This window comes from Photobacterium iliopiscarium, assembly GCF_003026395.1.
Classification (GTDB): domain Bacteria; phylum Pseudomonadota; class Gammaproteobacteria; order Enterobacterales; family Vibrionaceae; genus Photobacterium; species Photobacterium iliopiscarium.
In genome coordinates this window covers 1-26,200 of record NZ_PYOO01000023.1, presented here as the reverse complement: position 1 = coordinate 26,200, position 26,200 = coordinate 1, and the positions used below count along the sequence as shown (strand labels likewise).

Below are 26,200 nucleotides of genomic sequence, written 5' to 3'. Positions count from 1 at the left end.
AGTGCGCGCGTAGCTCAGCTGGATAGAGTACTTGGCTACGAACCAGGCGGTCGGAGGTTCGAATCCTCCCGCGCGCACCATCATTTAAAAGCAGCAGACCTCAATGTCTGTTGTTGCAACAGAATTAGTGCGCGCGTAGCTCAGCTGGATAGAGTACTTGGCTACGAACCAGGCGGTCGGAGGTTCGAATCCTCCCGCGCGCACCATCATTTAAAAGCAGCAGACCTCAATGTTTGTTGTTGCAACAGAATTAGTGCGCGCGTAGCTCAGCTGGATAGAGTACTTGGCTACGAACCAGGCGGTCGGAGGTTCGAATCCTCCCGCGCGCACCATTATTTAAAAGCAGCAGACCTCAATGTTTGTTGTTGCAACAGAATTAGTGCGCGCGTAGCTCAGCTGGATAGAGTACTTGGCTACGAACCAGGCGGTCGGAGGTTCGAATCCTCCCGCGCGCACCATCATTTAAAAGCAACAGACCTCAATGTCTGTTGTTGCAACAGAATTAGTGCGCGCGTAGCTCAGCTGGATAGAGTACTTGGCTACGAACCAGGCGGTCGGAGGTTCGAATCCTCCCGCGCGCACCATCATTTAAAAGCTCAGCTTAGGCTGGGCTTTTTTTATACCTCCATTTTATTCCCATTATCACTTTCCTTTTCTCGTTATCATTCTATCGCTTATGACATCAAGGTATTAATCTTGGTGATCTTGTTATAACGCTATCGTGACATTAAATAAAAGATTAAATAACAGACTATTAATAGGCTTGGTATTATTATCCAAACTGAATTATTTGTATTATTGTAGCTAGGGCGTTGAGCTGCATGGATTTTTAAGTATCAATTTATGAGATAACGGCTCGATGACAGAATTAATGAATGGCGATCTTGGGTTATGGGTACTGTTTGCGACGGGGTTTTTAAGTGCAACTTTGCTACCGGGGGGATCTGAAGCCAATTTAATTGCCGCGTTAAAAATGGGCGATAATCCAGTTTGGCAAATTGTGGCAGTGGTAACCATCGGTAATACCCTTGGCGGGTTAACTAATTATTGGTTAGGTCTATTGCTACCAGATAAAACTGCCGAGAATAAACAAAGTAATAAAGCATTATTATGGTTAAAGAAATACGGTTATTGGAGTTTACTTTTAAGCTGGATGCCATTGATTGGTGATCCATTATGCCTTGCAGCAGGTTGGTTGCGAATGCGTTTTTGGTGGTGTGTAGCGGCTATTTTTATAGGGAAAATGATACGCTATGTTGCCTTAGCTGCAATTGTGCTAGGGTTATTTTCCGGATTATCAGTGTAAGGAATGTATTAACGTGCAAAAGTGGGTTTTAAGTGCGGCATTATTGTCATTAGCAGGTTGTAGTCAATGGCACGACGATGCTTCAATCAATAATAATTTACCGCAAGGCGTTAAATTTATTGAACAAGTGAAAGCCGTAACGGGCAAGGCGGTGATTCCTTACAGTAAATATCAGTTAGCGAATGGTTTAACGGTTATTTTATCGCCTGATGACTCCGATCCTTTAGTCAATGTTGATGTCACTTACCATGTTGGTTCTGCACGTGAACAGCAAGGAAAGTCGGGTTTTGCTCATTTCTTTGAACACATGATGTTTCAAGGCTCAAAGCATGTTGGTGATCAACAGCATTTCCGTTTAATTACGGAAGCGGGGGGTAATCTTAATGGTAGTACTAACCGTGATCGTACTAATTATTATGAAACCGTACCTGCAAATCAACTTCAAAAAATGTTGTGGCTAGAGTCCGATCGAATGGGCTTTTTATTAGATGCAGTATCACAACGTAAATTTGAAATTCAACGATCAACGGTTAAAAATGAACGCGCCCAGAATTTTGAAAATCGTCCTTATGGAATGATTTATGAAAAAATGGCTGAAGCCTTGTATCCGCGCAGTCATCCATATTCATGGCAGACAATTGGTTATGTTGAAGATCTTGATCGGGTTGATGTTAATGATCTTAAAGCGTTTTTCTTACGTTGGTATGGACCTAACAATGCAACATTGACCATTGGTGGTGACATTAATAAAGCCCAAACATTAGCGTGGGTAAATAAGTATTTTGGTTCTATCCCTCGTGGCCCTGAAGTTAAAACGGCACCTAAACAGCCTGCAAAATTAGCTAATAATCGCTTTATTACTCTTGAGGATAATATTCAACAGCCGATGTTAATGATGGGTTGGCCGACCGCCTATCTTGGCGCGAAAGATCAGTCATCATTGGACATGCTTGGGCAAATTATTGGTAGTGGAACCAATAGCTTACTCTATCAAAAATTAGTTAAGACCGGTGACGCTGTTGATGCTGGCGCTTTTCAAGATTGTGCAGAGCTTGCGTGTACTATGTATGTTTATGCCATGGCACCAAGTGGTAATCAGGGCAATTTAAAACAGTTGCGTACTAAAGTGATGGCGGTCGTCAATGGTATTGAAACCCAAGGTATTAACCCTCAACAATTGAATGAAATTAAAGGTTCGGTTGCTGCAAGCGCTATTTATGGACTGCAAAGCGTGGCAGGTAAAGTGTCACAATTAGCGTCTTATCAAACTTTTTTTGGTAACCCTAATTATTTATCGACAGAGCTAGCGAATGCTAACCGAGTTACGACTGATAGTATAATGACGGTTTACAATAATTATCTATACCAGCAGCCAAATGTGAGTTTAAGTGTGGTGCCCAAAGGGCAATTACAGCTACAGGCTGCGCAGCCAAACTTTACTCCAGCACCAAGACGTTTACCTGTTCACCATAAGATTAAAGAACAAGATTTAGCGTATCGTACGGTGACTGATAATTTTGATCGTAGTGTGATGCCACAAGCATCGACCCCGGTTAAAGCGGTGATGCCGAGTTTATATGAATTTAAACTCGCCAATGGTATTAATGTTATTGGAACTGAATATCAAGAAACCCCAACCATTACCTTGCAGTTAGGTGTACCTGCGGGACGTCGAGTTGAGCCTGAAGGAAAAGCGGGATTAGCGCAATTAACAGCAGCAATGATGAACGAAGGTACCGCGAAATTAACCGCAGAAGAGATGGCATCACAACTGGATACCTTAGGCAGTAGTATTACTGTTAATGCAGGACTTTATAGTACGACAATTTCACTTACTTCTTTAACTAAGAATTTACCTCAAACGTTAGCCTTGTTTGAGCAACGATTATTGACGCCTAACTTTACTGAATCTGATTTTAAACGATTAAAAAAACAAATGTTGGAAGGCATTGTTTATGAACATCAAAGTGCTGAATGGTTAGCGAATCAAGCCACCCGTGATGTGTTATTTAAAGGCACGGTGTTTAGTCGTCCAACGGAAGGAACTCAAGCCTCAATTAATGCTCTTACGCTGCAAGATGTTAAGAATTTTTACCAGCGTTATTACACCCCTAATGGTGCTGATATTGTGGTTGTTGGTGATATTAATACCAAGCAGTTACAGAACGATCTGACGCCTTTGGCTGCATGGAAAGGTCAAAGTGAACCTGTTTTTACTACACCAACGTTGCCGCAGCTATCACAACAAGCAGTATGGTTAGTGAATAAACCCCATGCGCCACAAACGGTAATACGGTTTGTACGCCAAGGTTTAGCTTATGACGCTACCGGTGAATTATTTAAAACCCAGCTGGCTAATTTTAATTTAGCGGGTAATTTTAATAGCCGCTTAAACATGAATTTGCGTGAAGATAAAGGCTATACCTATGGTGCCGGTGGTTATTTAACCGGTGGGCGTGAGGTTGGCGTTACAAATTTTTACGCGCAAGTGCGTGCTAATGCGACTTTACCTGCCATAAAAGAATTTATGGCAGAATTAAAACGTATGAGTACTACCGGTCTAACCGACAAAGAAGTGCAGTTTATGCGGTTAGCTGTTGGTCAGCAAGATGCTCTTAGTTATGAAACGCCTGCGAAAAAAGCCGCGTTGTTAGGCACCATACTCAGTTATGATTTACCAAAAGATTTTGTGGCTCAACGGAATCATATTGTCGCTACAATTACTAAAGCTGAAATGGATAAATTAGCGCAGAAGTGGTTTAACCCTAAAGATTATCAAATAGTTATTGTCGGGGATGCAAAGACATTGTTGCCGCAATTAAAAACATTAGGGTTGCCGGTTCATCAATTAATGCTTAATCAGTAAAATAAAAAGTGGAGTAACAGCCTTTATTAAACCAAAGGCTGTTATTGTTTAGTAAATATATTTCACAATGATTAATACTATAAAGCATGGTAATCCTGCTAAATAATGATTACCCTGTTTTCTTCAATTAGATAAAAACGAGAATGGCCTTCATGACTTTTTCTGAAAGGTTGCAACAGGTTGCCAAAAATCCTGACGCATTAACACAGTTAGGGCGTGGTCTTGAGCGCGAGTCTTTGCGTATAACAGAAGACTTACAAGTCTCTTCATTACCACACCCTGCCGCTTTAGGTTCTGCATTAACCAATAAATGGATTACTACAGATTTTGCTGAATCTTTATTAGAGTTCATTACGCCAGTTTCTCGTGATGTTGACGATCTACTTGCACAATTAGACGATATTCATAAGTTTTCATTAAGTCACATGGCTGGTGAGCGTTTATGGCCGATGTCTATGCCATGCTTTGTGGGTGATCAAAACGAAATTGAATTGGCACAGTATGGCAGTTCAAATACTGGCCAGATGAAAACCCTTTACCGTGAAGGTCTAAAACGTCGTTACGGCAGTGTGATGCAGATTATTTCTGGGGTGCATTTTAATTTTTCTTTTCCTGAGACTTTTTGGGATAGTTTATTTGGCGATCAAACAAAGCAACAGCGCCAAGACTCAGTTTCTAATGCATACTTTGGCTTGATTCGAAACTACTACCGTTTTGGATGGCTAATTCCGTATTTATTTGGTTCTTCACCTGCGTTATGTGGTTCATTCATTCAAAATGAAGCACTCAAAGCGTCATTTGAAAAAGTAGGTAAAGGCACTTACTTTTTAGAGAATGCGACCGCATTACGGTTAAGTGATTTAGGCTATACCAACCATGCTCAAAGTTCGTTAAAAATTGGTTTTAATAACATTGAACAGTATTTGACTGGGCTGAACAGCGCTATTCATACGCCATCAGAAGAATTTTCTGAGTTAGGTGTGGTTGTTGATGGTAAGCGTCAGCAGTTAAACAGCAATGTATTACAGATAGAAAATGAGCTATATGCTCCTATTCGTCCTAAACGTGTAGCTAAAAGTGGTGAAAAACCATCAGAAGCATTAAAACGTGCCGGAGTAGAATACATAGAAGTGCGTTCACTTGATGTGAATCCATTTAGCCCAATTGGTATTGATGAAGATCAGGTGCGTTTTCTTGATCTATTTTTAATTTGGGCAACATTAACGCCATCTCCTGATATGACTGATTGTGAATTAGCGTGTTGGCGTGACAATTGGAATAAGGTTGTTGTTGATGGCCGTAATCCTCAATTGGAACTTAAAATTGGGTGTGGTGGTGAAGAGCTACTTTTAAAAACATGGGGACGTCGCGTGTTTGCTGAATTAGAGCAAGTTGCCGTTACCATGGATGGCTTACATGGCAATGATAAATATCAGCAAACGTGTCAGCGATTATTAACTTGGATTGATGATCCTCAGTTGACGTTTTCTGCCAAGCTACTTGAACAGATCAAAACCTATCAAGGAATAGGTCCTCTAGGGGATTATTACGCTACCGTACATGCTAATCAATTAGCCCAACAAAATTTCCGCTTTTATGATCAAGCAACGTTTGAGCAAGAAGTTGCGGCTTCAGCGATAAAACAACGTCAAATTGAACAAAGTGACACAGTTTCGTTTGATGACTTCTTAGCAGACTATTTTGCTGATGTTGATGTGGAAATACCGACGTTAACCAAATAATATATTTAATTAAGCTGACACTTTTTAAGTGTCAGCTTTTTTTTTGATCAATGTTAATGATTAACAAGAAAGGTTAAAAATGCGATTACGTGCACGATTATTATTACTGACCGTGGCGGCTTTTATTGTCAGTGGCTGTGCGACACCCCCGCCAAGCAATCAATCAAATTTGTGTAGTATCTTTCGCCAGTATCCTGATTGGTATGAAGATGCGGTCGATATGCAGCAAAAATGGGGCACGCCGATTAATGTTGTGATGGCAATCATGAAGCAAGAAAGTAGCTATCGTCATGATGCATTACCGCCAAAAGATTATGTCTTGGGATTTATTCCATGGGGGCGGGTGAGCAGTGCTTATGGTTATGCACAAGCACAAGATCCAGCATGGGCTGACTTTCAAAAACATACCGGACATGGCGGTTCACGCAGTAATTTTGATGACGCCATACAATTTATTGGCTGGTATACCCATGAAACGCAGCGTCAATTAGGGGTTTCAAAGTGGGATGCATATGGACAATATCTCGCTTATCACGATGGTCGTGGCGGTTATAAGCGTGGTACTTATCGAAGTAAACCGTGGTTGATGAAAGTGGCACGTAAGGTTGAACAACAATCAAAAAATTATGGTTGGCAATTAAAGCAATGCCGAAAAGAACTCAATGCTAATAAAAGTTGGTGGTAGGTTAATTGTTGTACGCACCACCGTAATTAGGTGTTAGGATTTATTTTTAAGACAAGGAGAAAAGCAATGCCATTACTTGATAGCTTTACTGTCGATCATACCAAAATGCATGCGCCCGCAGTACGGATAGCCAAGACCATGCAAACCCCTAAAGGTGACACCATTACCGTATTTGATTTACGTTTTTGTCGCCCTAATGCTGATATTCTTAGCGAACGTGGTATTCATACGCTAGAGCATTTGTACGCAGGCTTTATGCGTCAGCATCTAAATTCAGCCACGGTGGAAATTATTGATATTTCACCGATGGGGTGTCGTACAGGTTTTTATATGAGCTTGATCGGCACACCGACCGAGCAAACTGTTGCTCAAGCCTGGTTAGCCGCAATGCAAGATGTGCTAGCAGTCGCTACTCAAGAGCAAATACCAGAGTTAAATGAATATCAATGTGGCACTTACAGCATGCATTCGTTAACAGAAGCACAAGCGATTGCAACTGCGATTATCAATGCGGGTATTGAGGTCAATAAAAACGATACGCTTGCTTTACCTGAAGCGATGTTGCAGCAATTACATGTAAAATAATCACCAATATTGAATACTAAAAAAAGCCGCATTGTGTATAAAATCACAATGCGGCTTTCTTCTTTTAAGCGTTATTTATTTGATTATTAGTTAAAACTAGCGCGATCAGTGGCTATTAAGCTTTTGTTCTGCTTCTGTTTTAGATTGCTTTTCTGGATTATTGTTTGTCGGCAACACCTTGACTAATTTAATCATATTGCCTGCAACCTCAATGATTTCCATTTTATGGCCGTTAATATCAACTTTGATCTTTTCATCTGGAATATATTCTAAATGTTCAAGAATAAAGCCATTTAATGTGCGAGGTCCATCCGTTGGTAGTTGCCAGTTTAAGCTCTTATTAAGGTCGCGAATATTCGCACTGCCTTCAATTAATAAACTGCCATCTTTTTGTAGGGTGATCTCTTCTGCAAGTGTGGGCGCTATTGAAGTGGTAAATTCACCGACGATTTCTTCAAGAATATCTTCAACGGTGATTAGACCTTGAATGTCACCATATTCATCAACAATTAAACCAATGCGTTCTTTATTGCGTTGAAATTTTAGTAACTGAATATTTAATGGCGTGCCTTCCGGAATAAAATAAACCTCATCGGCAGCTCGAAGTAGGTTTTCTTTACTGAAATCATTTTTATCCATCATCAAGCGATAAGCTTCACGAACACGTAGCATACCTACCACTTCATCAATGCTATCGCGATATAAGACAATACGACCATGTGCTGAGTGGCTGAGCTGGCGCACAATGGATTTCCAATCATCATTAACATTGATCGCTGCTATTTCATTACGCGGGATCATCAATTCTTCAACGGTGACATTTTCTAAATCAAGAATTGAAATTAACATATCTTGGTGACGACGAGGGATCAGCGAACCCGCTTCATTAACAATGGTACGTAATTCTTCAGAGTTAATATTGGATGCCGTATTGTTGTCTTTTTTTATGCCTAGAATAAACAAGAAACCGTTAGTAATACCATTAACAAACCACACTAATGGGTAGAGTAGCTTCATTAAAATATTCAGTAAGATACTACTGGTGTAAGAGACTTTTTCTGGATACAGCGCTGCCACTGTTTTTGGGGTTACTTCAGCAAAAACAAGGATCACAATGGTCAAGACTGCTGTTGCAATCGCCACGCCAGCATCACCGTAAAGGCGCATACCAATGATGGTTGCAATGGCAGATGCAATAATATTAACCAAGTTGTTGCCGATGAGAATTAAGCCCAGTAAACGGTCGGTACGTGAAAGAAGCTTCTCTACTCGTTGAGCCCCTTTATGCCCTTGGCTAGCAAGGTGGCGTAATTTATAACGGTTGAGGGTCATCATTCCTGTTTCAGAACTTGAAAAGTAAGCTGAAATGACGATCATAAGAGCAAGTAAAGCAAATAATAAGCCTGTGGAAATTTGGTCCAAAAGGGGCAGTCCTTAACAGATTAAGCAAATATTGTTAGTTATTGAATAACTGAACAATAATAGATAAAGCAGCAACTATTATAAAAATAAGTGTAGCAATAATTTAGGTGTATGTAGCGTAACTAGCTACCAATGATAATTTCTTTGACAAAACGGCTTCCGAAATAGGCTAATGTCAGTAAAAACGCACCGGCAAGGCAAAACCAAACTACTTTACGACCGCGCCAGCCTTGGCGGTAATGACCCCATAGTAATACGCTGTAAATTATCCAAGCACATAAAGATAGTATCGCTTTATGGGTTTTACCTTGGGCAATAATATCGCCAATAAAAAAGTAACCGCTGATTAGAGTGACAGTTAATAAGCTATAACCGACAATAATGATCTTGAAAAGTTGGCGCTCTACCATCATTAATGGTGGAATGTTAGGATTAAGCTGTAAGCTTTTTTTATGTTTTAATTTATGATCAAGCCAAGCGAGTTGCAGGGCGTATAAAGTGGCAATCATTAAGGTTGAATATGAGAACAAAGCCAGAGAAATATGTACTAAAGCTTGCGGTTGGGCTTCTAAATGGGTAATAAAGGCACCGGGCAACATAGTTGCAGCAAACAAGTTAATCGCAGCAAAGCTGTATACAACAGGTAATAAGAACCAAATCCGCATTTTTAACATTGCAAGCGTAGTTAAGCTAGCAACTATAACGCTAATCAGTGATGCAACGTTAAGGATACTGAGGTTTTGACCTGTTGAACTAAAAATAAGATCCTTAAGTAATAGCAGATGTAAGGCAATAGCAATAATAGCGGTAATAAAAACCGGTTGCGTTTTAATGCCATTATTGTTGGCAAGTCCTGGGACAACAAGCAGTAGTGCAACGATATAAAACCCTACTGCAGGAATGGCAATTAGCATGTCCATAGTCAACCAGATAACTCCTTAGTCACGAATAGCTATTTTTAATATTTAGAGGCAACAATTATACCCTGCTCAAACCTTCGTCGCCAATGTAATCCCAAAAAGAGCGATGGGTTTACATGAAAGACCAAGCTTTTTTGCGGTATACTTGTAGTAATTTTGATAATTTTGCAATTTTGATTGAGTTGCGTAACGAGCGAGTAGCACCACATGTTCGAAAATTTAACCGAGCGTTTATCGCGAACGCTTAAAAATGTCAGCGGCCGTGGTCGTCTTACGGATGACAATATAAAGGATACCTTGCGTGAAGTGCGGATGGCATTACTCGAAGCCGACGTTGCGCTACCTGTTGTTCGCGAATTTGTTAAGCGCGTAAAAGAACGTGCAGTTGGTACTGAAGTATCAAAAAGTCTAACACCAGGCCAAGAGTTCATTAAGATTGTTCAATCTGAACTTGAAGCGGTAATGGGTGAAGGTAATGAAGCGCTTGATTTAAGCTGCCAACCGCCAGCAGTTATTTTGATGGCTGGCCTACAAGGTGCGGGTAAAACCACCAGTGTAGGTAAATTAGGTAAGCTATTAAAAGAGCGCGATAAAAAGAAAGTATTGGTTGTTTCTGCCGACGTTTACCGCCCTGCGGCAATCAAGCAGCTTGAAACCCTTGCAACAGATGTTGGTGTTGATTTCTTCCCATCGAACGTTGAGCAAAAACCATTAGCGATTGTAAAAGCGGCATTAGAACACGGTAAAACCAAGTTCTATGATGTGGTGATTGTCGATACCGCAGGTCGTTTGCACGTTGATGAAGAAATGATGGGTGAGATCAAAGACATTCATCAAGCATTAAACCCAGTTGAAACCTTGTTCGTGGTTGATGCCATGACGGGTCAAGATGCGGCGAATACAGCGAAAGCATTTAATGATGCATTGCCACTAACCGGTGTTATTTTAACCAAGGTTGATGGTGATGCACGTGGTGGTGCAGCATTATCTGTACGCCACATTACGGGTAAACCAATTAAATTCTTAGGTGTTGGTGAAAAAACTGATGCTTTAGAACCGTTCCATCCTGATCGTGTTGCTTCCCGTATTTTAGGTATGGGTGACGTTTTATCGTTGATCGAAGATCTAGAACGTAACGTTGATAAAAAAGAAGCAGAAAAATTAGCTAAGAAATTTAAAGACAAAAAAGGTTTTGATCTTGAAGATTTCCGCAGCCAGCTTCAGCAAATGAAAAACATGGGTGGCATGATGGGCATGCTCGATAAACTGCCGGGTATGTCGCAGTTGCCTGGTGATATGAAAGATAAAGTTGATGATAAAATTTTCATGCAAATGGAAGCTATTATTAACTCAATGACCAAGGGTGAACGTGCTCGACCTGAGTTAATTAAAGGCTCTCGTAAGAAGCGTATTGCTGCCGGTTCTGGTACTCAAGTACAAGACGTTAATCGATTATTGAAGCAATTTACCCAGATGCAAAAGATGATGAAAAAGATGCAAAAAGGTGGAATGAAGAATATGATGCGTCAAATGAAAGGCATGATGCCTGGCGGTGGAATGTTCCCAGGTCGTTAATAGTCTGATTTTTAATGGTTTTAAAGCTTTTATTCTACTTAAACGGTGAAAAAGTAACTAAAGCAGTTGCATTCGCCGTCCCAAAGGGTAAAATTCCGAGGCTTTATTTTGGCACGGACCTCGTTATTATAGCGGGGTCATTTATTTTACAGTAATGCAAAGAGGACGATATGGTAACTATTCGTTTGGCACGTCACGGCGCTAAGAAGCGTCCATTCTATCAAATCGTTGTTGCTGACGCACGTGCTCCACGTGACGGCGCAAACATCGAGCAGATCGGTTTCTTCAACCCACTAGCTAAGGGTCAAGAAGAGCGTTTACGTTTAGATCTTGATCGCGTAAACCACTGGTTAGGTCAAGGCGCTTGTGCGACTGATCGTGTAGCTAAACTAATCAAAGATGCAGCTAAAGCTGTAGCTTAATTAGTACTTAGGTACAGAGAAAAACGATGAGTATTAAAAACCAAGACCACATTATTGTCGGTAAACTGGGTGCCACCTACGGTATCAAGGGTTGGCTCAAAGTTTTTTCCTACACCGAACAATCTGAAAGTATTTTTTCCTACACCCCTTGGATGATTAAAATCAAAGGTGAGTGGACGGAAATCCATGTTGAATCATGGAAACGCCACGGCCAAGGTCTTGTTGCTAAGCTAGAAGGCATGGATATCCGCGAGGATGCTCAAGTTTTCACTAATGCAGAAGTAGCAGTTTTGGCTGATCAACTACCCGCACTGTCAGATGAAGAATTCTACTGGCGTGAATTGTTTGGTATGTCAGTAGTGACAACCGAAGGTTACGACCTAGGTAAAGTTATTGATATCCTGGAAACAGGTTCCAACGATGTGTTAGTTGTTAAGGCGAATCTCAAAGATGCTTTTGGACAGAAGGAACGTTTAATCCCGTTCCTCGATGAGCAGGTCATCAAGTTGATTGATCGCACTGCTCAGCGGATCGAAGTTGACTGGGATCCTGAGTTTTAACCTCTAGTAAAATAAGTGAGTGAGCATATGTGGGTTGGAGTCATCAGTCTTTTTCCTGAAATGTTCTCTACCATTACTAACTATGGGGTAACAGGCCAGGCGGTAAAAAAAGGCCTTTTGAGTGTTGATACGTGGAATCCTCGTGATTTTACGCACGATAAACATCGTACGGTGGATGATCGACCGTATGGTGGTGGACCGGGTATGTTAATGATGGTGCAGCCTTTGCGCGATGCCATTCACACTGCCAAAAAGTCTGCAAAAGGTCAGGCTAAAGTAATCTACCTTTCCCCTCAAGGCCGTAAGCTGGATCAAGCTGGTGTTGAGGAGTTAGCGCAGACAGAGAATTTAATTCTTATCTGTGGTCGCTATGAAGGGGTTGATGAGCGCATTATCCAGCAAGAGGTAGACGAAGAATGGTCTATCGGTGATTTTGTGTTAACGGGTGGCGAATTGCCTGCCATGACGCTAATTGATGCCGTCGTTCGGTTTGTTCCGGGCGTACTAGGTGATTTTGCGTCAGCAGAAGAAGATTCTTTTGCAAATGGTTGGTTAGATTGTCCTCATTACACCAGACCAGAATTGTTGGACGGGCATGAAGTACCTTCGGTATTAATGTCTGGCAATCATAAAGAGATTAGTCGCTGGCGATTAAAGCAATCGTTAGGCCGTACATGGTTGAGAAGACCGGAGCTCCTGGAAAACCTAGCTCTGACTGACGATCAGGAATTCTTGCTCGCGGAATTTATCCGCGAAAATAAAGCAAGTATTTAATTAAATTAGTATCAGTTTATTCTAGGGTATACATCAAATGAGTAACATCATTAACGCTCTTGAGCAAGAGCAGCTAAAAACAGACCTACCAACTTTCGCACCAGGTGACACTGTTGTTGTACAAGTTAAAGTTAAAGAAGGTGATCGTGAGCGTCTACAGGCTTTTGAAGGCGTTGTAATCGCAATCCGTAACCGTGGTCTACATTCAGCATTCACTGTTCGTAAAATGTCGAACGGTGAAGGCGTTGAGCGTGCGTTCCAAACTCACTCTCCAGTAGTTGACAGCATTACTGTTAAACGTCGTGGTGCAGTACGTCGTGCCAAGTTGTACTACCTACGTGAGCGTTCTGGTAAATCAGCACGTATCCGCGAGAAGCTTACTAAAAAGTAATAAGCGTCTGACGTTTATCGAAAAGCCCACCTATATGGTGGGCTTTTTTTTGGCTGTAAATCAGGGTTTGGCTATAAATTAAGGTAATACCAATCACAATAAGTTTCTGAACTAAATTAATGTTCTCTTTCGTCATTCCCTACAGTGAATGCCCGCGAGGGCGATAGGGAATCTAATGCTTTGGAAAGATGACCCCTTAATTAATGGGATTGGTATAATGAAAAAAACCAGTGACGAGCACTGGTTTTGTTAATGTTCTGATTTTTATATTGATAGCTTCGTATTGGGATTAGCTTTTAGATGATAGTGGTGTTTTGGTTTGTTCGATGTCATCAGCATCAAGATCTATCACGCCTTTTCCTTGTGATTTTTTAATGATCATGACAGTGATAAAGCCTGTCGCAATCATGGCTACAACTGTTGAGATTGTCATTGGTAAGCCAAAGCCAAGTTGATCGTTATTGAGAATAAAACTGATACATACCGTGGTCATGAACATCGCTGGAATGGTTGCGACCCAGTGCAACTTATCAAGTCGTAATAGATAGGCAGATGCTGTCCATAACATCATTACTGCTGTGGTTTGGTTTGCAAAGCCAAAGTAACGCCAAATAATAGCGAAATCGACTTGAGTCAGAATCGCGCCTAAAATAAACAGAGGCATTGCCATTAATAAACGATTACGTAATGGCTTTTGATCCATATTAAAATATTCAGCCAGAATTAAACGACTTGAACGGAACGCGGTATCACCTGAAGTAATTGGTAGAATAACCACCCCAAGAAAAGCAATGATGCCCCCAAAGACACCTAATAAGCCAAATGATGAGCTATAGACCACATTACCTGGGCCACCATTAGCAATAGCATCAGACAATGCTTCTATCGAACCAAAGAATGATAAAGCCAGTGCGCACCAGATTAACGCAATAATACCTTCTCCAATCATCGCACCATAAAAGATAAAGCGGCCGTTTTGTTCATTTTCAATGCAGCGAGCCATTAATGGTGATTGAGTAGCATGGAAGCCAGAAATAGCGCCACACGCGATGGTAATAAACAGTGCTGGCCATAATGGTAAGTCATTAGGGTTCATGTTGGTGAACATATGACTAATTTCAAAACCGCCTAATAATTCGTGTTCATCTGAAATGCCAATAGCGGTGATTAATCCGACCGACATAAAAATCAGTAATGCGCCAAAGAAAGGATAAAAGCGACCAATGATCTTATCGACAGGCACAATTGTTGCCAGAATATAGTAAGCAAAAATGATCACCACCATTGTCGTCATTGAGACATTAAGATTAGTTTGATCATTTATCAGGTTAGTGATCATACCTGCGGGGGCGGAGACAAATACAACCCCAACAAGCAGTAACAGTACGATAGCAAAGATATTCATAAAATGTTTTGCACCGTTACCCAAGTAGCGTCCTGTTAATGTGGGGACTGATGCGCCACCGTTACGAACTGAAAGCATGCCGGAGAAATAATCGTGGACGGCCCCTGCAAAAATACAACCAAGTACAATCCATAGCATGGCTGCTGGGCCATATAACGCCCCCATAATGGGACCAAATATAGGGCCAACGCCGGCAATGTTTAAGAGCTGAACTAAATAGACTTTGTTGTTAGACATGGGAACATAATCAACCCCGTCTTGCTTGGTATAAGCGGGAGTTTGACGATTAGCGTTTACGCCAAAGACTTTTTCAATAAAGCTACCGTAAATAAAATAGCCGCCAAGTAGGGCAGCAACACAAAGTAAAAACCACGCCATATATATCCTCGTTATCTAATGTGTGACTCAATTAAAAGGGATCGCATTATTTCTGCTGCCAACCAGTGTAATAGTTTCAATTTTTAGCTTCTTAAGATAATGTTATGAATGTGATATGCATTAGTGTTCAATAATAACTTCTATCGATATTTGTTAATATAAGCACGCTTTTAATGTGGTATAGACGTTGATGTGTTTTTCTAAAAGGAATTGATAATGATAAAAAAGGTCTTATTTACCGTGGTAATTGGAGCTTTAATGACGGGTTGTGTGACACAAAAAAAATTAGTGACCAATGGTGACTTTCATCAATTAGGCTTTTATAACGGTATTGCTGGTAGTGAAAAATTATCGCATGACAATTTAGACGTAATCACTAAAAAATATGATTCAACAATGACATTAGATTATGGCAGTTATCAACAAGGCTACCAGCAAGGATTAGATCAATATTGCAGTTTAGAGCATATTTTTAAGTTAGGTGAACAAGGAAAAGTGAAGTGGGGTCTCTGTGAATATCGCCGTCAGCAAGAAGGTTTATATCTCACTAAATGGCAACAAGGCTTTGAACGCTATGGCACCATGGAGCCTCGTTTGTAATTTAATAACGGTTAAAATAAGACAGATTATAAAAACGGAAAGGATAGAAATAGAATGCCATTTGTAAATAAATGTTTACAAATGGCATTCTATGTTTACAAGTTGTTGCAATGATGATGATGCAGTTGTTATGTTGGTGAAAGAATATCTATAACAGGCAGAGATGACCGATGGAAAAAGATGGCTTAAACAATATTCATATTGCAGAAGAATCCGTGTTAATTACCCCCTTACAATTGAAACATAAAATGGCGGTATCAAATACAGCGCTGGCATTTATTGAGCAATCACGTCAAACGATTGCTGATATTATTCATCATCATGATCACCGTTTATTGGTGGTCTGTGGACCGTGCTCGATTCATGATGTAGAACAAGCAAAAACATATGCTCAAAAACTAAAAAACCTCGCTGCTGAGCTTGATGATCAACTCTATATTGTGATGCGAGTTTATTTTGAAAAACCGCGGACGACTGTTGGTTGGAAAGGATTAATCAACGACCCTTACCTTGATGATTCGTTTGAAATTGAAGAAGGGCTGCATATTGGACGTCAATTGTTGATTGATTTAGTTGAAGACGGTATTCCTGTTGCCACAGAAGCGCTGGATCCTATTAGTCCGCAATATTTAGGCGATTTATTTAGCTGGTCAGCCATTGGCGCTCGTACTACGGAATCACAAACTCACCGCGAGATGGCAAGTGGATTATCGATGCCTGTTGGGTTTAAAAATGGCACCGATGGCAGTTTAGCGACCGCGATTAATGCAATGCAAGCGGCGGCTTCTGGACATAAGTTTATGGGGATCAACCCAAATGGACAGGTGGCATTACTTGCCACGCAAGGTAATCCTGATGGTCACGTTATTTTACGTGGCGGTAAACAGACTAATTATGATTCGGTGTCGGTGGCTGAATGTGAAACAGAAATGGCAGCGGCAGGCCTTACACCGTCGTTAATGATAGACTGTAGCCATGCTAACTCTCTTAAAGATTACCAACGACAGCCATTGATAGCGACGGATGTTATTCATCAAATTCGAGAAGGAAACCGTTCAATTATTGGTCTAATGATTGAAAGTCATCTTAATGAAGGGAATCAAAGTGCGGATTTACCATTACAAGAGATGGCTTATGGAGTATCGATTACTGATGCGTGTATTAGTTGGGAAGCGACAGAACAATTATTGCGGAAAACCCACCAAGAGTTAGTGCCGTTTTTACAAAATAGAATTAAATAACCCTTTGCATTATAGTTGCAGTTGGATAAATACGGATGTCAAAAGTCATGGTTGCTGAGTTAAGCATATTAAGAGATCAAATAGACGATGTTGATCGTCAAATGGTGGAGCTACTAGCGCGCCGTTTAGCGTTAGTCGAACAAGTTGGCGTTGTAAAAAGTCAGCATGGACTGCCTATTTACGCCCCAGATCGTGAGGCGGCAATGTTAGCATCTCGTCGTCAAGAAGCTGAATCAAAAGGTGTTCCGGCTGATTTGATTGAAGATGTGTTACGGCGAACGATGCGTGAATCGTATTCTAGTGAAAATGATTCTGGGTTTAAATGTTTAAATCCGCAATTACGTCCAATTGTGATTGTTGGTGGTTATGGGCAATTAGGGCAGCTATTTCAACGAATGTTTGAGTTATCGGGCTATCAAGTCCGTATTTTAGGCCGTGATGATTGGCATCGAGCGGATGAGATCTTGCATGATGCGGGAATGGTGGTGGTATCCGTTCCTATTCATATGACGGAAGCGATTATCGCTAAGTTAGCTAACTTGCCAACAGATTGTATTCTCACCGATCTTACATCGATTAAAAGTGGTCCGCTGCAAGCGATGCTAGAAATTCATCAAGGCCCGGTTGTTGGTTTACATCCAATGTTTGGTCCTGATATTCCAAGTTTGGCTAAACAAGTGGTGGTTTACTGTGATGGTCGTCAGCCAGAAAGTTATCAATGGTTGTTAGAACAAATTCAAATTTGGGGGGCGTCATTAAATCGTATTAGTGCGATTGAGCATGATCAGGGCATGACTCTGATTCAGGCATTACGTCACTTTACATCATTTGTTTATGGGGTTCATTTAGCCGAAGAAGACCCGAAAATAGAACAATTGATGTCACTAAGTTCGCCGATTTATCGTTTAGAACTCGCCATGGTTGGACGACTATTTGCGCAAGATGCGCAGTTGTATGCAGATATTATTATGTCAGCGCCTCAGAACTTAGCGATGATCAAACGTTTTCATCAACGTTTTGGTGATGCCATTGAAATGCTAGAGCGCCAAGATAAAGCGGCGTTTAAACAAGCATTTGATCAGGTAGAACATTGGTTTGGTGATTATGCCCAATATTTTTTAGTCGAGAGCCAAGGACTACTTAGACAGGCGAATGATTCAACTCGACATAAATAAATAGCGTTCCAAGTTAGAACATGATCACTAAAAAGCCCACTTTCAATCATGAAGGTGGGCTTTTTTAATGCTGGTAATACGCGCTTTATTTGGAAATATTATTCGCTAAACTCAACCTCAGTTGGAGTGACATTTTCACTTGGGTAACACCCTAAGACTTTAATAAAGCGGGTTAAGCGGGTGAGATCTTCTAAGACTTGTTGCATTAATGGTGCTTTTACATTTATCTCAACATCAACATAGAACATTTCTTCCCATGGATTACCGATAACAGGACGAGATTCAAGTTTTGTCATATTGATGTTTGCATTGCGAAGTACCAGTAAACATTCAACGAGTGAGCCCGCCGTTTGTGCAGTTGACATAATTAATGTCGTTTTTGCGGGAATCAATGAATTGACGCTAACCGGTTTACGGGCAACAACAATAAAGCGGGTAAAGTTTTGTTGTTGGTTGGCAATATTGGTTTTTATTGGGGTTAAACCATAGATTTCACCACTAGACGCATTACCAATGGCTGCGATGTTAGGCTGTTTTAGCTCTGCAACGGCCAGCATTGCATCCGCTGTACTTGAGCAGTATTGTTGATCAATTTTTCCCATGCCATGGAGGAACTCGCTGCACTGTTGATGTGGCTGAGGATGAGAATAAAGGGTATCAATATGTTTCAATTGAGTATCAACCGCAGTTAATAAGCAATGTTCTATCGGTTGGGTAATTTCCCCTACAATCGATAAGCTGGTGTGTTGTAATAGGTCATAGACTTCATTGATTGAGCCGGAGCTGGTGTTTTCTATTGGCAATACACCGTAGTCAGCATGGCCTGTTTCTACTTCATTAATAACATCTCGAAAAGCCGAACAGCTTATTTCAACCAGTTGGGTTTGTTTACGGCTAAAATAATTACGACTGGCAAGATGTGAATACGATCCTTTTGAACCTAAAAAAGATACCCTTGCTGTTGGTAACGCATTTTCAGGATTAACTAACCGTTGTAAATAAGCTTGTTGATATAGGACGGAGTCTTCAATAATAGTATGAAAGAGTTGGGTAACGTACAGCGGATCAAGTTGGTGTTCTCTGCCTGTTTCGATAAGACGTAATAATAATGCTTGTTCACGAGCTTGATCGCGTACGGGTTTAGCGGTGCTAATTTTACTTTTAGCGACTTCAAGGCTTAATAAGCGGCGTTCAGCTAAAAGTGTTAATAATGCATTGTCGATGCGAGTGACATTACTACGAATATCATCCAATGAATAATGTGTGTTATCGGTCATAGCGATCCTTATTATGATCGGCTTTCTTGCATATGAAAGCGGCATATTATCGTTTTATCATAGCAATCCACATTAGGCAGGGTGGCTTTTATTGTCAAGTACAAAGCAAACAGCCCTGCATCGGCAGGGCTGTTTTAAATCCTCTTAATCGTTAACGATTATGCTTCATCAAATTCGACTTCATCATCATATTCAGCGGTATCTTCTGCTTCCGCTTGTGTTGGTTTTTCACTATGACTTGCACGACGTGCATTAGGTTTGTGAGCTTGTTTCTTCAATTGACGATCTAGTTTTTGGTATAGCTCAGTGATAGCACCAAACAAGTCTTCATGTTCAGCTGAGGCGACGAGTTGTCCTCCTGCAATACCAATTGATGCTTCAATTTTAAATAGCTTGTTTGGCTCTTTACTAATCATGATGTGCTTTTTGATTAGTGGTACCTGAAGCTTTTCTAACTTATCGAATTTAAATTCAAAACGCTCACGGATAGCCGGGGTGATATCGATGTTCTTGCCAGTGATTTCTAATGTCATATTTATCTTCCTCGTTTGCTACCCTTTGTTGGGTTAAGTTCAGATTACTAAAAATACCAACTTATAATGTGATCTTTGTCACGCTATTGTTGTTGGTGTTTTTTTATCAAAAAAAATGTGATCAAAGTGGGTTTGTTGCAAAAAAATGTCTAAAAAATGCTTGAGATTTACTGATAAGTTAAGGCAGTATGGAAAGAGATCAATGACTGGTAGCTCATGCTAACTAGGGAATAAATACGTTTAATTTCAATGCGCTGAGCGTTTTTTGTTCGAGGTGGATATGATGGTGATTAATCTATAATTTATTAAAATAGTTAATTATTATTAGTTTGATTTCATAAAAATGGCAGCTCATTGAGCTGCCATTTTTTATTGTCATATTATGTTGGTGTTATTTTACGGGATTGAGTTTTATCACCGCTTCTGTACGTGCAACTTCTTTATTCAGTTTTAATTTTTCATAAGCTGTTTTTTCAAGAAGTAGGGACTTACGAGCAGCGCTAGTGTTTGGGTATAAGCGTTGTACTTGTTGGCAACGATTAATGGCTGCAATCCAAGCTTCTCGGCGAACATAAAAATCGGCAACAGCAAGATCATACTCAGCGAGTTGGTTTTTTAAGAAAACCATACGTGCTTTCGCATCTGCGTCATACTGACTATCAGGGAAGCGTTCTAGTAAGTATTTAAAATCGCGGAATGCTTGGCGTGAAGGGGTTGGATCACGATCAAAACGATCAATATTGAACATGTCATGCATAAAGCTACGATCTTGTGCCATATGCGTTAGACCACGCATATAATAAACCCAATCAGCTTGTGGATGCGTTGGATTTAAGCGTAAAAAACGTGCAATAGTGGCTTGTGATAATGGTAAATCATCATTTTTGTAGTAGGCATAGATTAGATCTAATTGTACTTGATCTGAGTAAGCCCCAAATGGATAACGAGAGTCCATTGCCTCTAAGCGCTCGATAGCATTATTCCAATTACCGCTCTGCAATGCTTGCTGGGCAGTAGAATATAAGTCTGATGGCGGAACATCAGGAATGACTTTCTCAGTACTGGAACAGCCTGAAAGCAAGGCTACAGCAAGAAAAGTTGATATTGTCAGGCGTTTCATTACGGCGTCAGTTTCCTTGAAAAAAATTTTATTTTGCTCGATCCATTACGGACTGAGCCGTTAACAGATACAATGACATTATATTAATTTACATCAAGCATCGTTTTATTAAGCTTGGTACATTTTACGCAGCGTATGGCAATTAGTCTCACGCTTTTTAAAAAAGTTCGTTATGGCACAGCAAATAGAATTAACAAATACAGTTAGCGAAAGCCAACTAGGCAAGCGCCTTGATCAGGTTATTGCTGAATTATATCCCGATTATTCCCGCTCTCGTATCAAAGAGTGGATTCTAAAGGACATGGTTTCAGTAAACGGTAAAATTGACAACAAACCACGTTCAAAAATGATGGGTGGCGAAGAACTTTTCATTCAAGCCGAAATTGAAGATGAATTGCGTTGGATTGCGCAAGACCTTCCACTTGATGTTGTTTATGAAGATGACGATATTCTAGTGATCAATAAACCACGTGATTTTGTGGTTCACCCAGGTGCTGGTACTCCTGATGGTACAGTGTTAAATGCATTGTTATATCATTACCCAGCATTAGCAGAAGTACCGCGTGTAGGTATCGTGCACCGTTTGGATAAAGACACGACTGGCTTAATGGTCGTCGCTAAAACTATTCAAGCACAAACACGTTTAGTGCGTGCACTACAAAAACGTAAAATCACCCGTGAATATGAAGCCATTGCTATTGGTCAAATGACCGGTGGTGGCACGATTGAAAAACCTATCGGTCGTCATGCAACCAAGCGTATCTGTATGGCAGTCCACGAATTGGGTAAAGATGCAATCACCCATTACCGTGTTGCTGAGCGTTTCCGTGAGCATACACGTATTGTATTACGTCTAGAAACGGGTCGTACTCACCAAATCCGTGTGCACATGTCATACATGAGCCATCCGTTGGTTGGTGATGTGATCTATGGTGGTCGTCCTCGTCCGCCTCGTCATGCATCTGATGAATTTATTCATGCATTACGTTCATTTGATCGTCAAGCATTGCACGCACGTATGTTGCGTTTATCACATCCGATTACGGGTGAGTTAATGGAATGGCACGCACCATTACCAAACGACATGATCGCAATGATTGATATTCTACGTAAAGATAACGTTGAAAATAGCGAAGATAACTATTAATGCAAACCATCATTTCTAACTGGCCTGCTCCAGAGAATGTATTAACGGTCAGTACAACCCGTTTTGGCGGTGTTAGTTCTGCACCTTACGATGCACTCAATTTGGGATTACATGTTGGGGATGATGTAAGTTCAGTACTGACCAATCGTCAATTGTTGAAACAGCATTGTTGGTTAACGGCAGAGCCTGCATGGCTAAATCAAATTCACAGCCCGATTGTGATTGATCTTACTGCACCGTTAACGGATGTTATCGATGCTGATGGTAGCTTTACCCGTGAGCCTGGCTTAGCCTGTGCCATCATGACGGCTGACTGTTTGCCCGTTCTATTGTGTAATAAGCAAGGAACTGAAGTGGCAGCTGTTCATGCTGGGTGGCGGGGACTTGCTGCTGGAGTAATTGATAATGCCATTGCTAAGTTTACCTGTCCTGCGGCTGATATTATGGCATGGATGGGACCTGCAATTGGCCCAACAGCGTTTGAAGTTGGCAGTGAAGTGCGACAACAGTTTATTGATGTTAACGCCAGTGCGGCTGATGCATTTGTTGCTCATGGTGATAAGTGGTTAGCTAATTTATATTTATTGGCGCGACAACGATTACAACAGCATGGTATTAACGCTATTTATGGTGGTGAGTACTGCACGTTTAATGACGATGAGTTGTTTTATTCTTATCGTCGCCAAGCGGTTACTGGACGTCAAGCCTCATTGATTTGGTTGCGTTAATCTTATCGTGAACACTACAAATAATAAGCGAGCATATTGGCTAACAATATACCCGCTTTTTTTGCAGCATTATTTTGCGCTTTCAGAGTCTTGAAAAAACCCTACGAACTACCATATAACTAGTAACAGATTATTAAATATATTATTGGGGGACCTATGCGTCTTGACCGATTTACCAGTAAGTTCCAAGCCGCTATTTCTGATGCTCAGTCATTAGCTTTAGGGCGTGATCATCAATACATTGAACCTGCACATCTTATGGTTGCGTTATTAAACCAAGAAGGCAGTACCGTACGTCCATTACTTACCCTTTTGAATGTGGATTCTACTCAGCTGCGTTCGCGTTTGGGTGAGATACTAGAACGTATTCCAAAAGTGACTGGTATTGGTGGTGAAGTTCAGCTTTCTAATAGCATGGGCACATTACTTAATATGTGTGACAAGCTGGCACAAAAACGTAACGATAAATTTATTTCATCTGAATTATTTATCCTTGCCGTTGTTGATAATGATAAAGGCCCATTAGGGGATTTATTACGCGAATTGGGTTTAAAAGCGGATCAGATTGGTAAAGCTATCGATCAAATCCGTGGTGGTCAGAAAGTTGATGATCAAAATGCCGAAGAAAATCGCCAAGCATTAAGTAAATATACTATCGATTTAACCGAGCGAGCAGAGCAAGGTCGGTTAGATCCTGTGATTGGTCGTGATGATGAAATTCGTCGTACTATTCAAGTCTTACAACGCCGCACTAAAAACAACCCCGTGATCATTGGTGAACCCGGTGTCGGTAAAACGGCGATTGTTGAAGGGTTAGCGCAACGGATTGTTAATGGTGAGGTGCCTGAAGGCTTACGTGACAAGCGGGTATTATCATTAGATATGGGCTCATTGATTGCGGGTGCTAAATTCCGTGGTGAATTTGAAGAGCGTTTAAAAGCCGTATTAAATGAACTGTCTCAAGAAGACGGTCGTATTATATTGTTTATCGATGAAATCCATACCATGGTTGGCGCGGGTAAAGGCGAAGGCTCAATGGATGCGGGTAATATGCTTAAACCTGCTTTAGCGCGTGGTGATCTTCATTGTGTTGGTGCAACAACCTTAAATGAATACCGTCAGTATCTAGAAAAAGATGCAGCATTAGAGCGTCGTTTCCAAAAAGTGCTGGTGGATGAGCCAAGCGTTGAAGATACCATTGCTATCTTGCGTGGTTTAAAAGAACGTTATGAACTTCATCATCATGTTGAAATTACCGATCCTGCGATTGTAGCTGCTGCGACGTTATCACACCGTTATATTTCAGATCGTCAATTACCGGATAAAGCGATTGACCTGATTGATGAAGCCGCTTCCAGTATTCGAATGCAAATTGACTCTAAACCTGAATCTATGGATCGTTTAGAGCGTCGTATTATTCAATTAAAGATTGAACAGCAAGCACTAGAAAAAGAAAGTGATGATGCAAGTCAAAAGCGTTTAAGTAACTTACTTGAAGAATTAGACATTAAAGAGCGCGAATATTCTGAACTTGAAGAAGTGTGGAATGCTGAAAAAGCGTCACTATCGGGTACTCAGCATATTAAAACAGAGCTTGAGCAAGCGCGTACTGATGTTGAAATCGCCCGTCGTGCGGGTGATTTAAATCGTATGTCAGAATTACAGTATGGGCGTATACCTGAACTTGAAAAGCAACTTGATTTAGCCGCTCAAGCTGAAATGCAAGATATGACGTTACTTAAAAATAAAGTAACCGATGTTGAAATTGCCGATGTACTTTCTAAAGCGACAGGTATTCCGGTTGCGAAGATGCTTGAAGGTGAGCGTGATAAATTATTGCGCATGGAAGATGAATTACATAACCGTGTTATTGGTCAAGAAGAAGCGGTTGAGGCAGTAGCTAATGCGATTCGTCGTAGTCGCGCTGGTTTGTCTGATCCACAACGTCCAATTGGTTCTTTCTTATTCTTAGGTCCAACCGGTGTTGGTAAAACTGAATTATGTAAGTCACTAGCGAACTTTATGTTTGATAGTGAAGATGCGATGGTACGTATCGACATGTCTGAGTTTATGGAAAAACACTCAGTGGCGCGTTTAGTGGGTGCGCCTCCAGGTTATGTCGGTTATGAAGAAGGCGGTTACTTAACTGAAGCCGTTCGTCGTCGTCCATATTCTGTTATTTTGCTTGATGAAGTCGAAAAAGCTCATCCTGATGTGTTTAATATTCTATTACAGGTATTAGATGATGGACGTCTAACTGATGGTCAAGGTCGTACGGTTGATTTTCGTAATACAGTGATCATTATGACGTCGAACTTGGGTTCTGATCGGATTCAAGAACACTTTGGTAGTTTAGACTACGAAGGTATTAAAGCATTAGTGATGGAAGTGGTAGGGCAACATTTCCGTCCTGAGTTTATTAACCGTGTTGATGAGACCGTCGTGTTCCATCCGCTGGGTAAAGATAATATTAAACATATTGCTTCAATTCAGCTTGCGCGCTTGGAAAAACGTTTAGCGGAAAAAGATTTCCAGTTAGAGGTTGAAGAGAGTGCTTTAGAGTTAATTTCTGATGCTGGTTTTGATCCTGTATTTGGTGCGCGTCCATTAAAACGTGCTATACAGCAATATATTGAGAATCCGTTAGCACAAGATTTGCTATCAGGTAAATTTATGCCAGGTAAACCAATCGTACTGTCAGTAGAAGACGATAAGATTGTTGCTAAACAAGCGTAATTAAAAAATGAGCGCTTAAAATAACGAATTATGATTAATTAACGCCTTTGCATTAACGTGCTAAGGCGTTTTTTTGTTGTTGGAATATGTCAAAAATAAACGCTATCTATAATGAAAGCTGTTTTATTTGTCATAATTTGGCGTTATAGATTAATCATTGAGCGAACGAAATAAAATGGTAAAAATAAGGTTGTCAGCAACGAATATCTCCCTATAATACGACCTCACTGACACGGACAACGGCGCAAGCGGTTACCGAGTTCAGTATGTTCTTTAACAATTTGACCATGCAATTTGTGTGGGCACTCATTGAATAGTTAAGTCGAAAGATTTATCAATAAACTGAGTGACCTAGAACTAGAAATAGTTTGATTGCTTTTTTGATTTGCTTTTTTAAAAGTAAAATAAGAAAGTGACACAGTTATTTAATTATCATTTTTTAAATGATAAAAAGCTTTAAAATTACATTCTTTATTTATAAAGAGTTGGTATTAAAGTCAGTATTTATTGAGCCGTCTCGAAAGAGACAACAAAACTTTAATTGAAGAGTTTGATCATGGCTCAGATTGAACGCTGGCGGCAGGCCTAACACATGCAAGTCGAGCGGTAACA

22 protein-coding genes, 5 tRNA genes and 1 rRNA gene are annotated in these 26,200 nt (G+C 40.6%); 22 read left to right on the top strand and 6 right to left on the bottom strand.

Features of this window, described 5'->3' with window-relative positions:
• The first annotated feature begins 3 nt into the window (after nt 1-3).
• The 10 genes from C9J51_RS18780 to luxS all read left to right on the top strand — a co-directional run bounded on the left by C9J51_RS18780 (nt 4) and on the right by luxS (nt 7,184).
• Nucleotides 4-80, top strand: a tRNA-Arg gene (locus C9J51_RS18780).
• 49 nt (nt 81-129) lie between these two features.
• A tRNA-Arg gene (locus C9J51_RS18775) sits at nt 130-206 on the top strand.
• 49 nt (nt 207-255) lie between these two features.
• Nucleotides 256-332, top strand: a tRNA-Arg gene (locus C9J51_RS18770).
• Between the two features lie 49 nt (nt 333-381).
• Nucleotides 382-458 (top strand) — tRNA-Arg (locus tag C9J51_RS18765).
• 49 nt (nt 459-507) lie between these two features.
• Nucleotides 508-584, top strand: a tRNA-Arg gene (locus tag C9J51_RS18760).
• Nucleotides 585-859: 275 nt separating this feature from the next.
• Entirely contained in the window at nt 860-1,306 is a 447-nt protein-coding gene (locus tag C9J51_RS18755) for a YqaA family protein (protein WP_045040216.1), read from the top strand.
• A gap of 13 nt (nt 1,307-1,319) precedes the next feature.
• Nucleotides 1,320-4,172 carry a M16 family metallopeptidase gene (locus C9J51_RS18750; RefSeq protein WP_107275279.1) on the top strand — a complete coding sequence of 951 codons (2,853 nt, stop codon included), beginning with the start codon at nt 1,320-1,322 and terminating at the stop codon, nt 4,170-4,172.
• A gap of 152 nt (nt 4,173-4,324) precedes the next feature.
• Nucleotides 4,325-5,914 carry a glutamate--cysteine ligase gene (gene gshA / locus C9J51_RS18745; protein WP_045040215.1) on the top strand — a complete coding sequence of 530 codons (1,590 nt, stop codon included), beginning with the start codon at nt 4,325-4,327 and terminating at the stop codon, nt 5,912-5,914.
• A 79-nt stretch (nt 5,915-5,993) separates the two neighbouring features.
• Entirely contained in the window at nt 5,994-6,599 is a 606-nt protein-coding gene (locus tag C9J51_RS18740; RefSeq protein ID WP_045038589.1) for a transglycosylase SLT domain-containing protein, read from the top strand.
• A gap of 66 nt (nt 6,600-6,665) precedes the next feature.
• Complete coding sequence (gene luxS / locus C9J51_RS18735) at nt 6,666-7,184, top strand: S-ribosylhomocysteine lyase (RefSeq protein ID WP_045040214.1); 519 nt, start codon at nt 6,666-6,668, stop codon at nt 7,182-7,184.
• 105 nt (nt 7,185-7,289) lie between these two features.
• Here the strand turns inward: luxS and C9J51_RS18730 are convergent, their stop codons facing one another.
• Nucleotides 7,290-8,606, bottom strand: a complete 1,317-nt coding sequence (locus tag C9J51_RS18730) for an HlyC/CorC family transporter (protein WP_045038591.1) — start codon at nt 8,604-8,606, stop codon at nt 7,290-7,292.
• 122 nt (nt 8,607-8,728) lie between these two features.
• Entirely contained in the window at nt 8,729-9,526 is a 798-nt protein-coding gene (locus C9J51_RS18725) for a cytochrome C assembly family protein (RefSeq protein WP_045038592.1), read from the bottom strand.
• A gap of 207 nt (nt 9,527-9,733) precedes the next feature.
• Here C9J51_RS18725 and ffh point away from each other — a divergent pair, with 207 nt between their 5' ends.
• From ffh to rplS, 5 genes are all read left to right on the top strand, one after another.
• On the top strand, nt 9,734-11,101 hold the full coding sequence (gene ffh, locus C9J51_RS18720; RefSeq protein ID WP_045038593.1) for a signal recognition particle protein: 1,368 nt from the start codon (nt 9,734-9,736) through the stop codon (nt 11,099-11,101).
• 170 nt (nt 11,102-11,271) lie between these two features.
• Nucleotides 11,272-11,523, top strand: a complete 252-nt coding sequence (gene rpsP, locus C9J51_RS18715; protein ID WP_045029303.1) for a 30S ribosomal protein S16 — start codon at nt 11,272-11,274, stop codon at nt 11,521-11,523.
• 26 nt (nt 11,524-11,549) lie between these two features.
• Nucleotides 11,550-12,083: a ribosome maturation factor RimM gene (gene rimM / locus C9J51_RS18710; RefSeq protein WP_045038594.1), complete on the top strand. Its 534-nt coding sequence runs from the start codon at nt 11,550-11,552 to the stop codon at nt 12,081-12,083.
• Nucleotides 12,084-12,110: 27 nt separating this feature from the next.
• A complete protein-coding gene (gene trmD / locus C9J51_RS18705; RefSeq protein ID WP_045038595.1) occupies nt 12,111-12,857 on the top strand; it encodes a tRNA (guanosine(37)-N1)-methyltransferase TrmD in 747 nt (248 codons plus the stop codon).
• Nucleotides 12,858-12,894: 37 nt separating this feature from the next.
• On the top strand, nt 12,895-13,248 hold the full coding sequence (rplS, locus tag C9J51_RS18700) for a 50S ribosomal protein L19 (protein ID WP_045038596.1): 354 nt from the start codon (nt 12,895-12,897) through the stop codon (nt 13,246-13,248).
• Nucleotides 13,249-13,537: 289 nt separating this feature from the next.
• Here rplS and C9J51_RS18695 read toward each other — a convergent pair whose 3' ends face one another.
• On the bottom strand, nt 13,538-15,031 hold the full coding sequence (locus tag C9J51_RS18695; RefSeq protein WP_045040213.1) for a carbon starvation CstA family protein: 1,494 nt from the start codon (nt 15,029-15,031) through the stop codon (nt 13,538-13,540).
• 216 nt (nt 15,032-15,247) lie between these two features.
• On the opposite strand from C9J51_RS18695, the gene C9J51_RS18690 reads away from it, so the two are divergent.
• The 3 genes from C9J51_RS18690 (at nt 15,248) to tyrA (ending at nt 18,047) form a co-directional block, all read left to right on the top strand.
• On the top strand, nt 15,248-15,631 hold the full coding sequence (locus C9J51_RS18690; protein WP_107275278.1) for a DUF2799 domain-containing protein: 384 nt from the start codon (nt 15,248-15,250) through the stop codon (nt 15,629-15,631).
• 170 nt (nt 15,632-15,801) lie between these two features.
• Nucleotides 15,802-16,872: a 3-deoxy-7-phosphoheptulonate synthase gene (locus tag C9J51_RS18685; RefSeq protein ID WP_045040212.1), complete on the top strand. Its 1,071-nt coding sequence runs from the start codon at nt 15,802-15,804 to the stop codon at nt 16,870-16,872.
• 47 nt (nt 16,873-16,919) lie between these two features.
• Entirely contained in the window at nt 16,920-18,047 is a 1,128-nt protein-coding gene (gene tyrA / locus C9J51_RS18680) for a bifunctional chorismate mutase/prephenate dehydrogenase (protein WP_045038605.1), read from the top strand.
• A gap of 98 nt (nt 18,048-18,145) precedes the next feature.
• On the opposite strand, the gene pheA is transcribed toward tyrA, so the two are convergent.
• The 3 genes from pheA to bamD form a co-directional block, all read right to left on the bottom strand.
• Nucleotides 18,146-19,324 carry a prephenate dehydratase gene (gene pheA, locus C9J51_RS18675; protein WP_045040211.1) on the bottom strand — a complete coding sequence of 393 codons (1,179 nt, stop codon included), beginning with the start codon at nt 19,322-19,324 and terminating at the stop codon, nt 18,146-18,148.
• Nucleotides 19,325-19,482: 158 nt separating this feature from the next.
• Nucleotides 19,483-19,857, bottom strand: a complete 375-nt coding sequence (gene hpf / locus C9J51_RS18670) for a ribosome hibernation-promoting factor, HPF/YfiA family (RefSeq protein WP_045038600.1) — start codon at nt 19,855-19,857, stop codon at nt 19,483-19,485.
• A gap of 391 nt (nt 19,858-20,248) precedes the next feature.
• Nucleotides 20,249-20,977, bottom strand: a complete 729-nt coding sequence (gene bamD, locus C9J51_RS18665) for an outer membrane protein assembly factor BamD (protein WP_045040210.1) — start codon at nt 20,975-20,977, stop codon at nt 20,249-20,251.
• Between the two features lie 172 nt (nt 20,978-21,149).
• Between bamD and rluD the strand changes: the two genes are divergently transcribed.
• The 4 genes from rluD to C9J51_RS18645 form a co-directional block, all read left to right on the top strand.
• Nucleotides 21,150-22,124, top strand: coding sequence for a 23S rRNA pseudouridine(1911/1915/1917) synthase RluD (gene rluD, locus C9J51_RS18660; RefSeq protein WP_045038602.1), 975 nt, complete (start codon nt 21,150-21,152; stop codon nt 22,122-22,124).
• Nucleotides 22,124-22,852 carry a peptidoglycan editing factor PgeF gene (pgeF, locus tag C9J51_RS18655; RefSeq protein ID WP_107250983.1) on the top strand — a complete coding sequence of 243 codons (729 nt, stop codon included), beginning with the start codon at nt 22,124-22,126 and terminating at the stop codon, nt 22,850-22,852. The genes rluD and pgeF overlap by 1 nt, the downstream gene beginning before the upstream one ends.
• Nucleotides 22,853-23,008: 156 nt before the next feature.
• Nucleotides 23,009-25,588 carry an ATP-dependent chaperone ClpB gene (gene clpB, locus C9J51_RS18650; RefSeq protein ID WP_045038604.1) on the top strand — a complete coding sequence of 860 codons (2,580 nt, stop codon included), beginning with the start codon at nt 23,009-23,011 and terminating at the stop codon, nt 25,586-25,588.
• A gap of 538 nt (nt 25,589-26,126) precedes the next feature.
• Nucleotides 26,127-26,200: ribosomal RNA gene (locus C9J51_RS18645) — 16S ribosomal RNA — on the top strand; the annotation flags it as partial.

Bases quoted from the DNA above. Each gene is read 5' to 3' on its own strand.
- C9J51_RS18755 (WP_045040216.1), top strand. From the start codon at position 860: ATGACAGAATTAATGAATGGCGATCTTGGGTTATGGGTACTGTTTGCG.
- rplS (WP_045038596.1), top strand. From the start codon at position 12,895: ATGAGTAACATCATTAACGCTCTTGAGCAAGAGCAGCTAAAAACAGAC.
- bamD (WP_045040210.1), bottom strand. From the start codon at position 20,977: ATGAAACGCCTGACAATATCAACTTTTCTTGCTGTAGCCTTGCTTTCA.
- C9J51_RS18740 (WP_045038589.1), top strand. From the start codon at position 5,994: ATGCGATTACGTGCACGATTATTATTACTGACCGTGGCGGCTTTTATT.
- ffh (WP_045038593.1), top strand. From the start codon at position 9,734: ATGTTCGAAAATTTAACCGAGCGTTTATCGCGAACGCTTAAAAATGTC.
- clpB (WP_045038604.1), top strand. From the start codon at position 23,009: ATGCGTCTTGACCGATTTACCAGTAAGTTCCAAGCCGCTATTTCTGAT.
- luxS (WP_045040214.1), top strand. From the start codon at position 6,666: ATGCCATTACTTGATAGCTTTACTGTCGATCATACCAAAATGCATGCG.
- hpf (WP_045038600.1), bottom strand. From the start codon at position 19,857: ATGACATTAGAAATCACTGGCAAGAACATCGATATCACCCCGGCTATC.
- pgeF (WP_107250983.1), top strand. From the start codon at position 22,124: ATGCAAACCATCATTTCTAACTGGCCTGCTCCAGAGAATGTATTAACG.
- trmD (WP_045038595.1), top strand. From the start codon at position 12,111: ATGTGGGTTGGAGTCATCAGTCTTTTTCCTGAAATGTTCTCTACCATT.
- C9J51_RS18695 (WP_045040213.1), bottom strand. From the start codon at position 15,031: ATGGCGTGGTTTTTACTTTGTGTTGCTGCCCTACTTGGCGGCTATTTT.
- C9J51_RS18685 (WP_045040212.1), top strand. From the start codon at position 15,802: ATGGAAAAAGATGGCTTAAACAATATTCATATTGCAGAAGAATCCGTG.
- rimM (WP_045038594.1), top strand. From the start codon at position 11,550: ATGAGTATTAAAAACCAAGACCACATTATTGTCGGTAAACTGGGTGCC.
- C9J51_RS18725 (WP_045038592.1), bottom strand. From the start codon at position 9,526: ATGGACATGCTAATTGCCATTCCTGCAGTAGGGTTTTATATCGTTGCA.
- tyrA (WP_045038605.1), top strand. From the start codon at position 16,920: ATGGTTGCTGAGTTAAGCATATTAAGAGATCAAATAGACGATGTTGAT.
- pheA (WP_045040211.1), bottom strand. From the start codon at position 19,324: ATGACCGATAACACACATTATTCATTGGATGATATTCGTAGTAATGTC.
- rpsP (WP_045029303.1), top strand. From the start codon at position 11,272: ATGGTAACTATTCGTTTGGCACGTCACGGCGCTAAGAAGCGTCCATTC.
- C9J51_RS18690 (WP_107275278.1), top strand. From the start codon at position 15,248: ATGATAAAAAAGGTCTTATTTACCGTGGTAATTGGAGCTTTAATGACG.
- rluD (WP_045038602.1), top strand. From the start codon at position 21,150: ATGGCACAGCAAATAGAATTAACAAATACAGTTAGCGAAAGCCAACTA.
- gshA (WP_045040215.1), top strand. From the start codon at position 4,325: ATGACTTTTTCTGAAAGGTTGCAACAGGTTGCCAAAAATCCTGACGCA.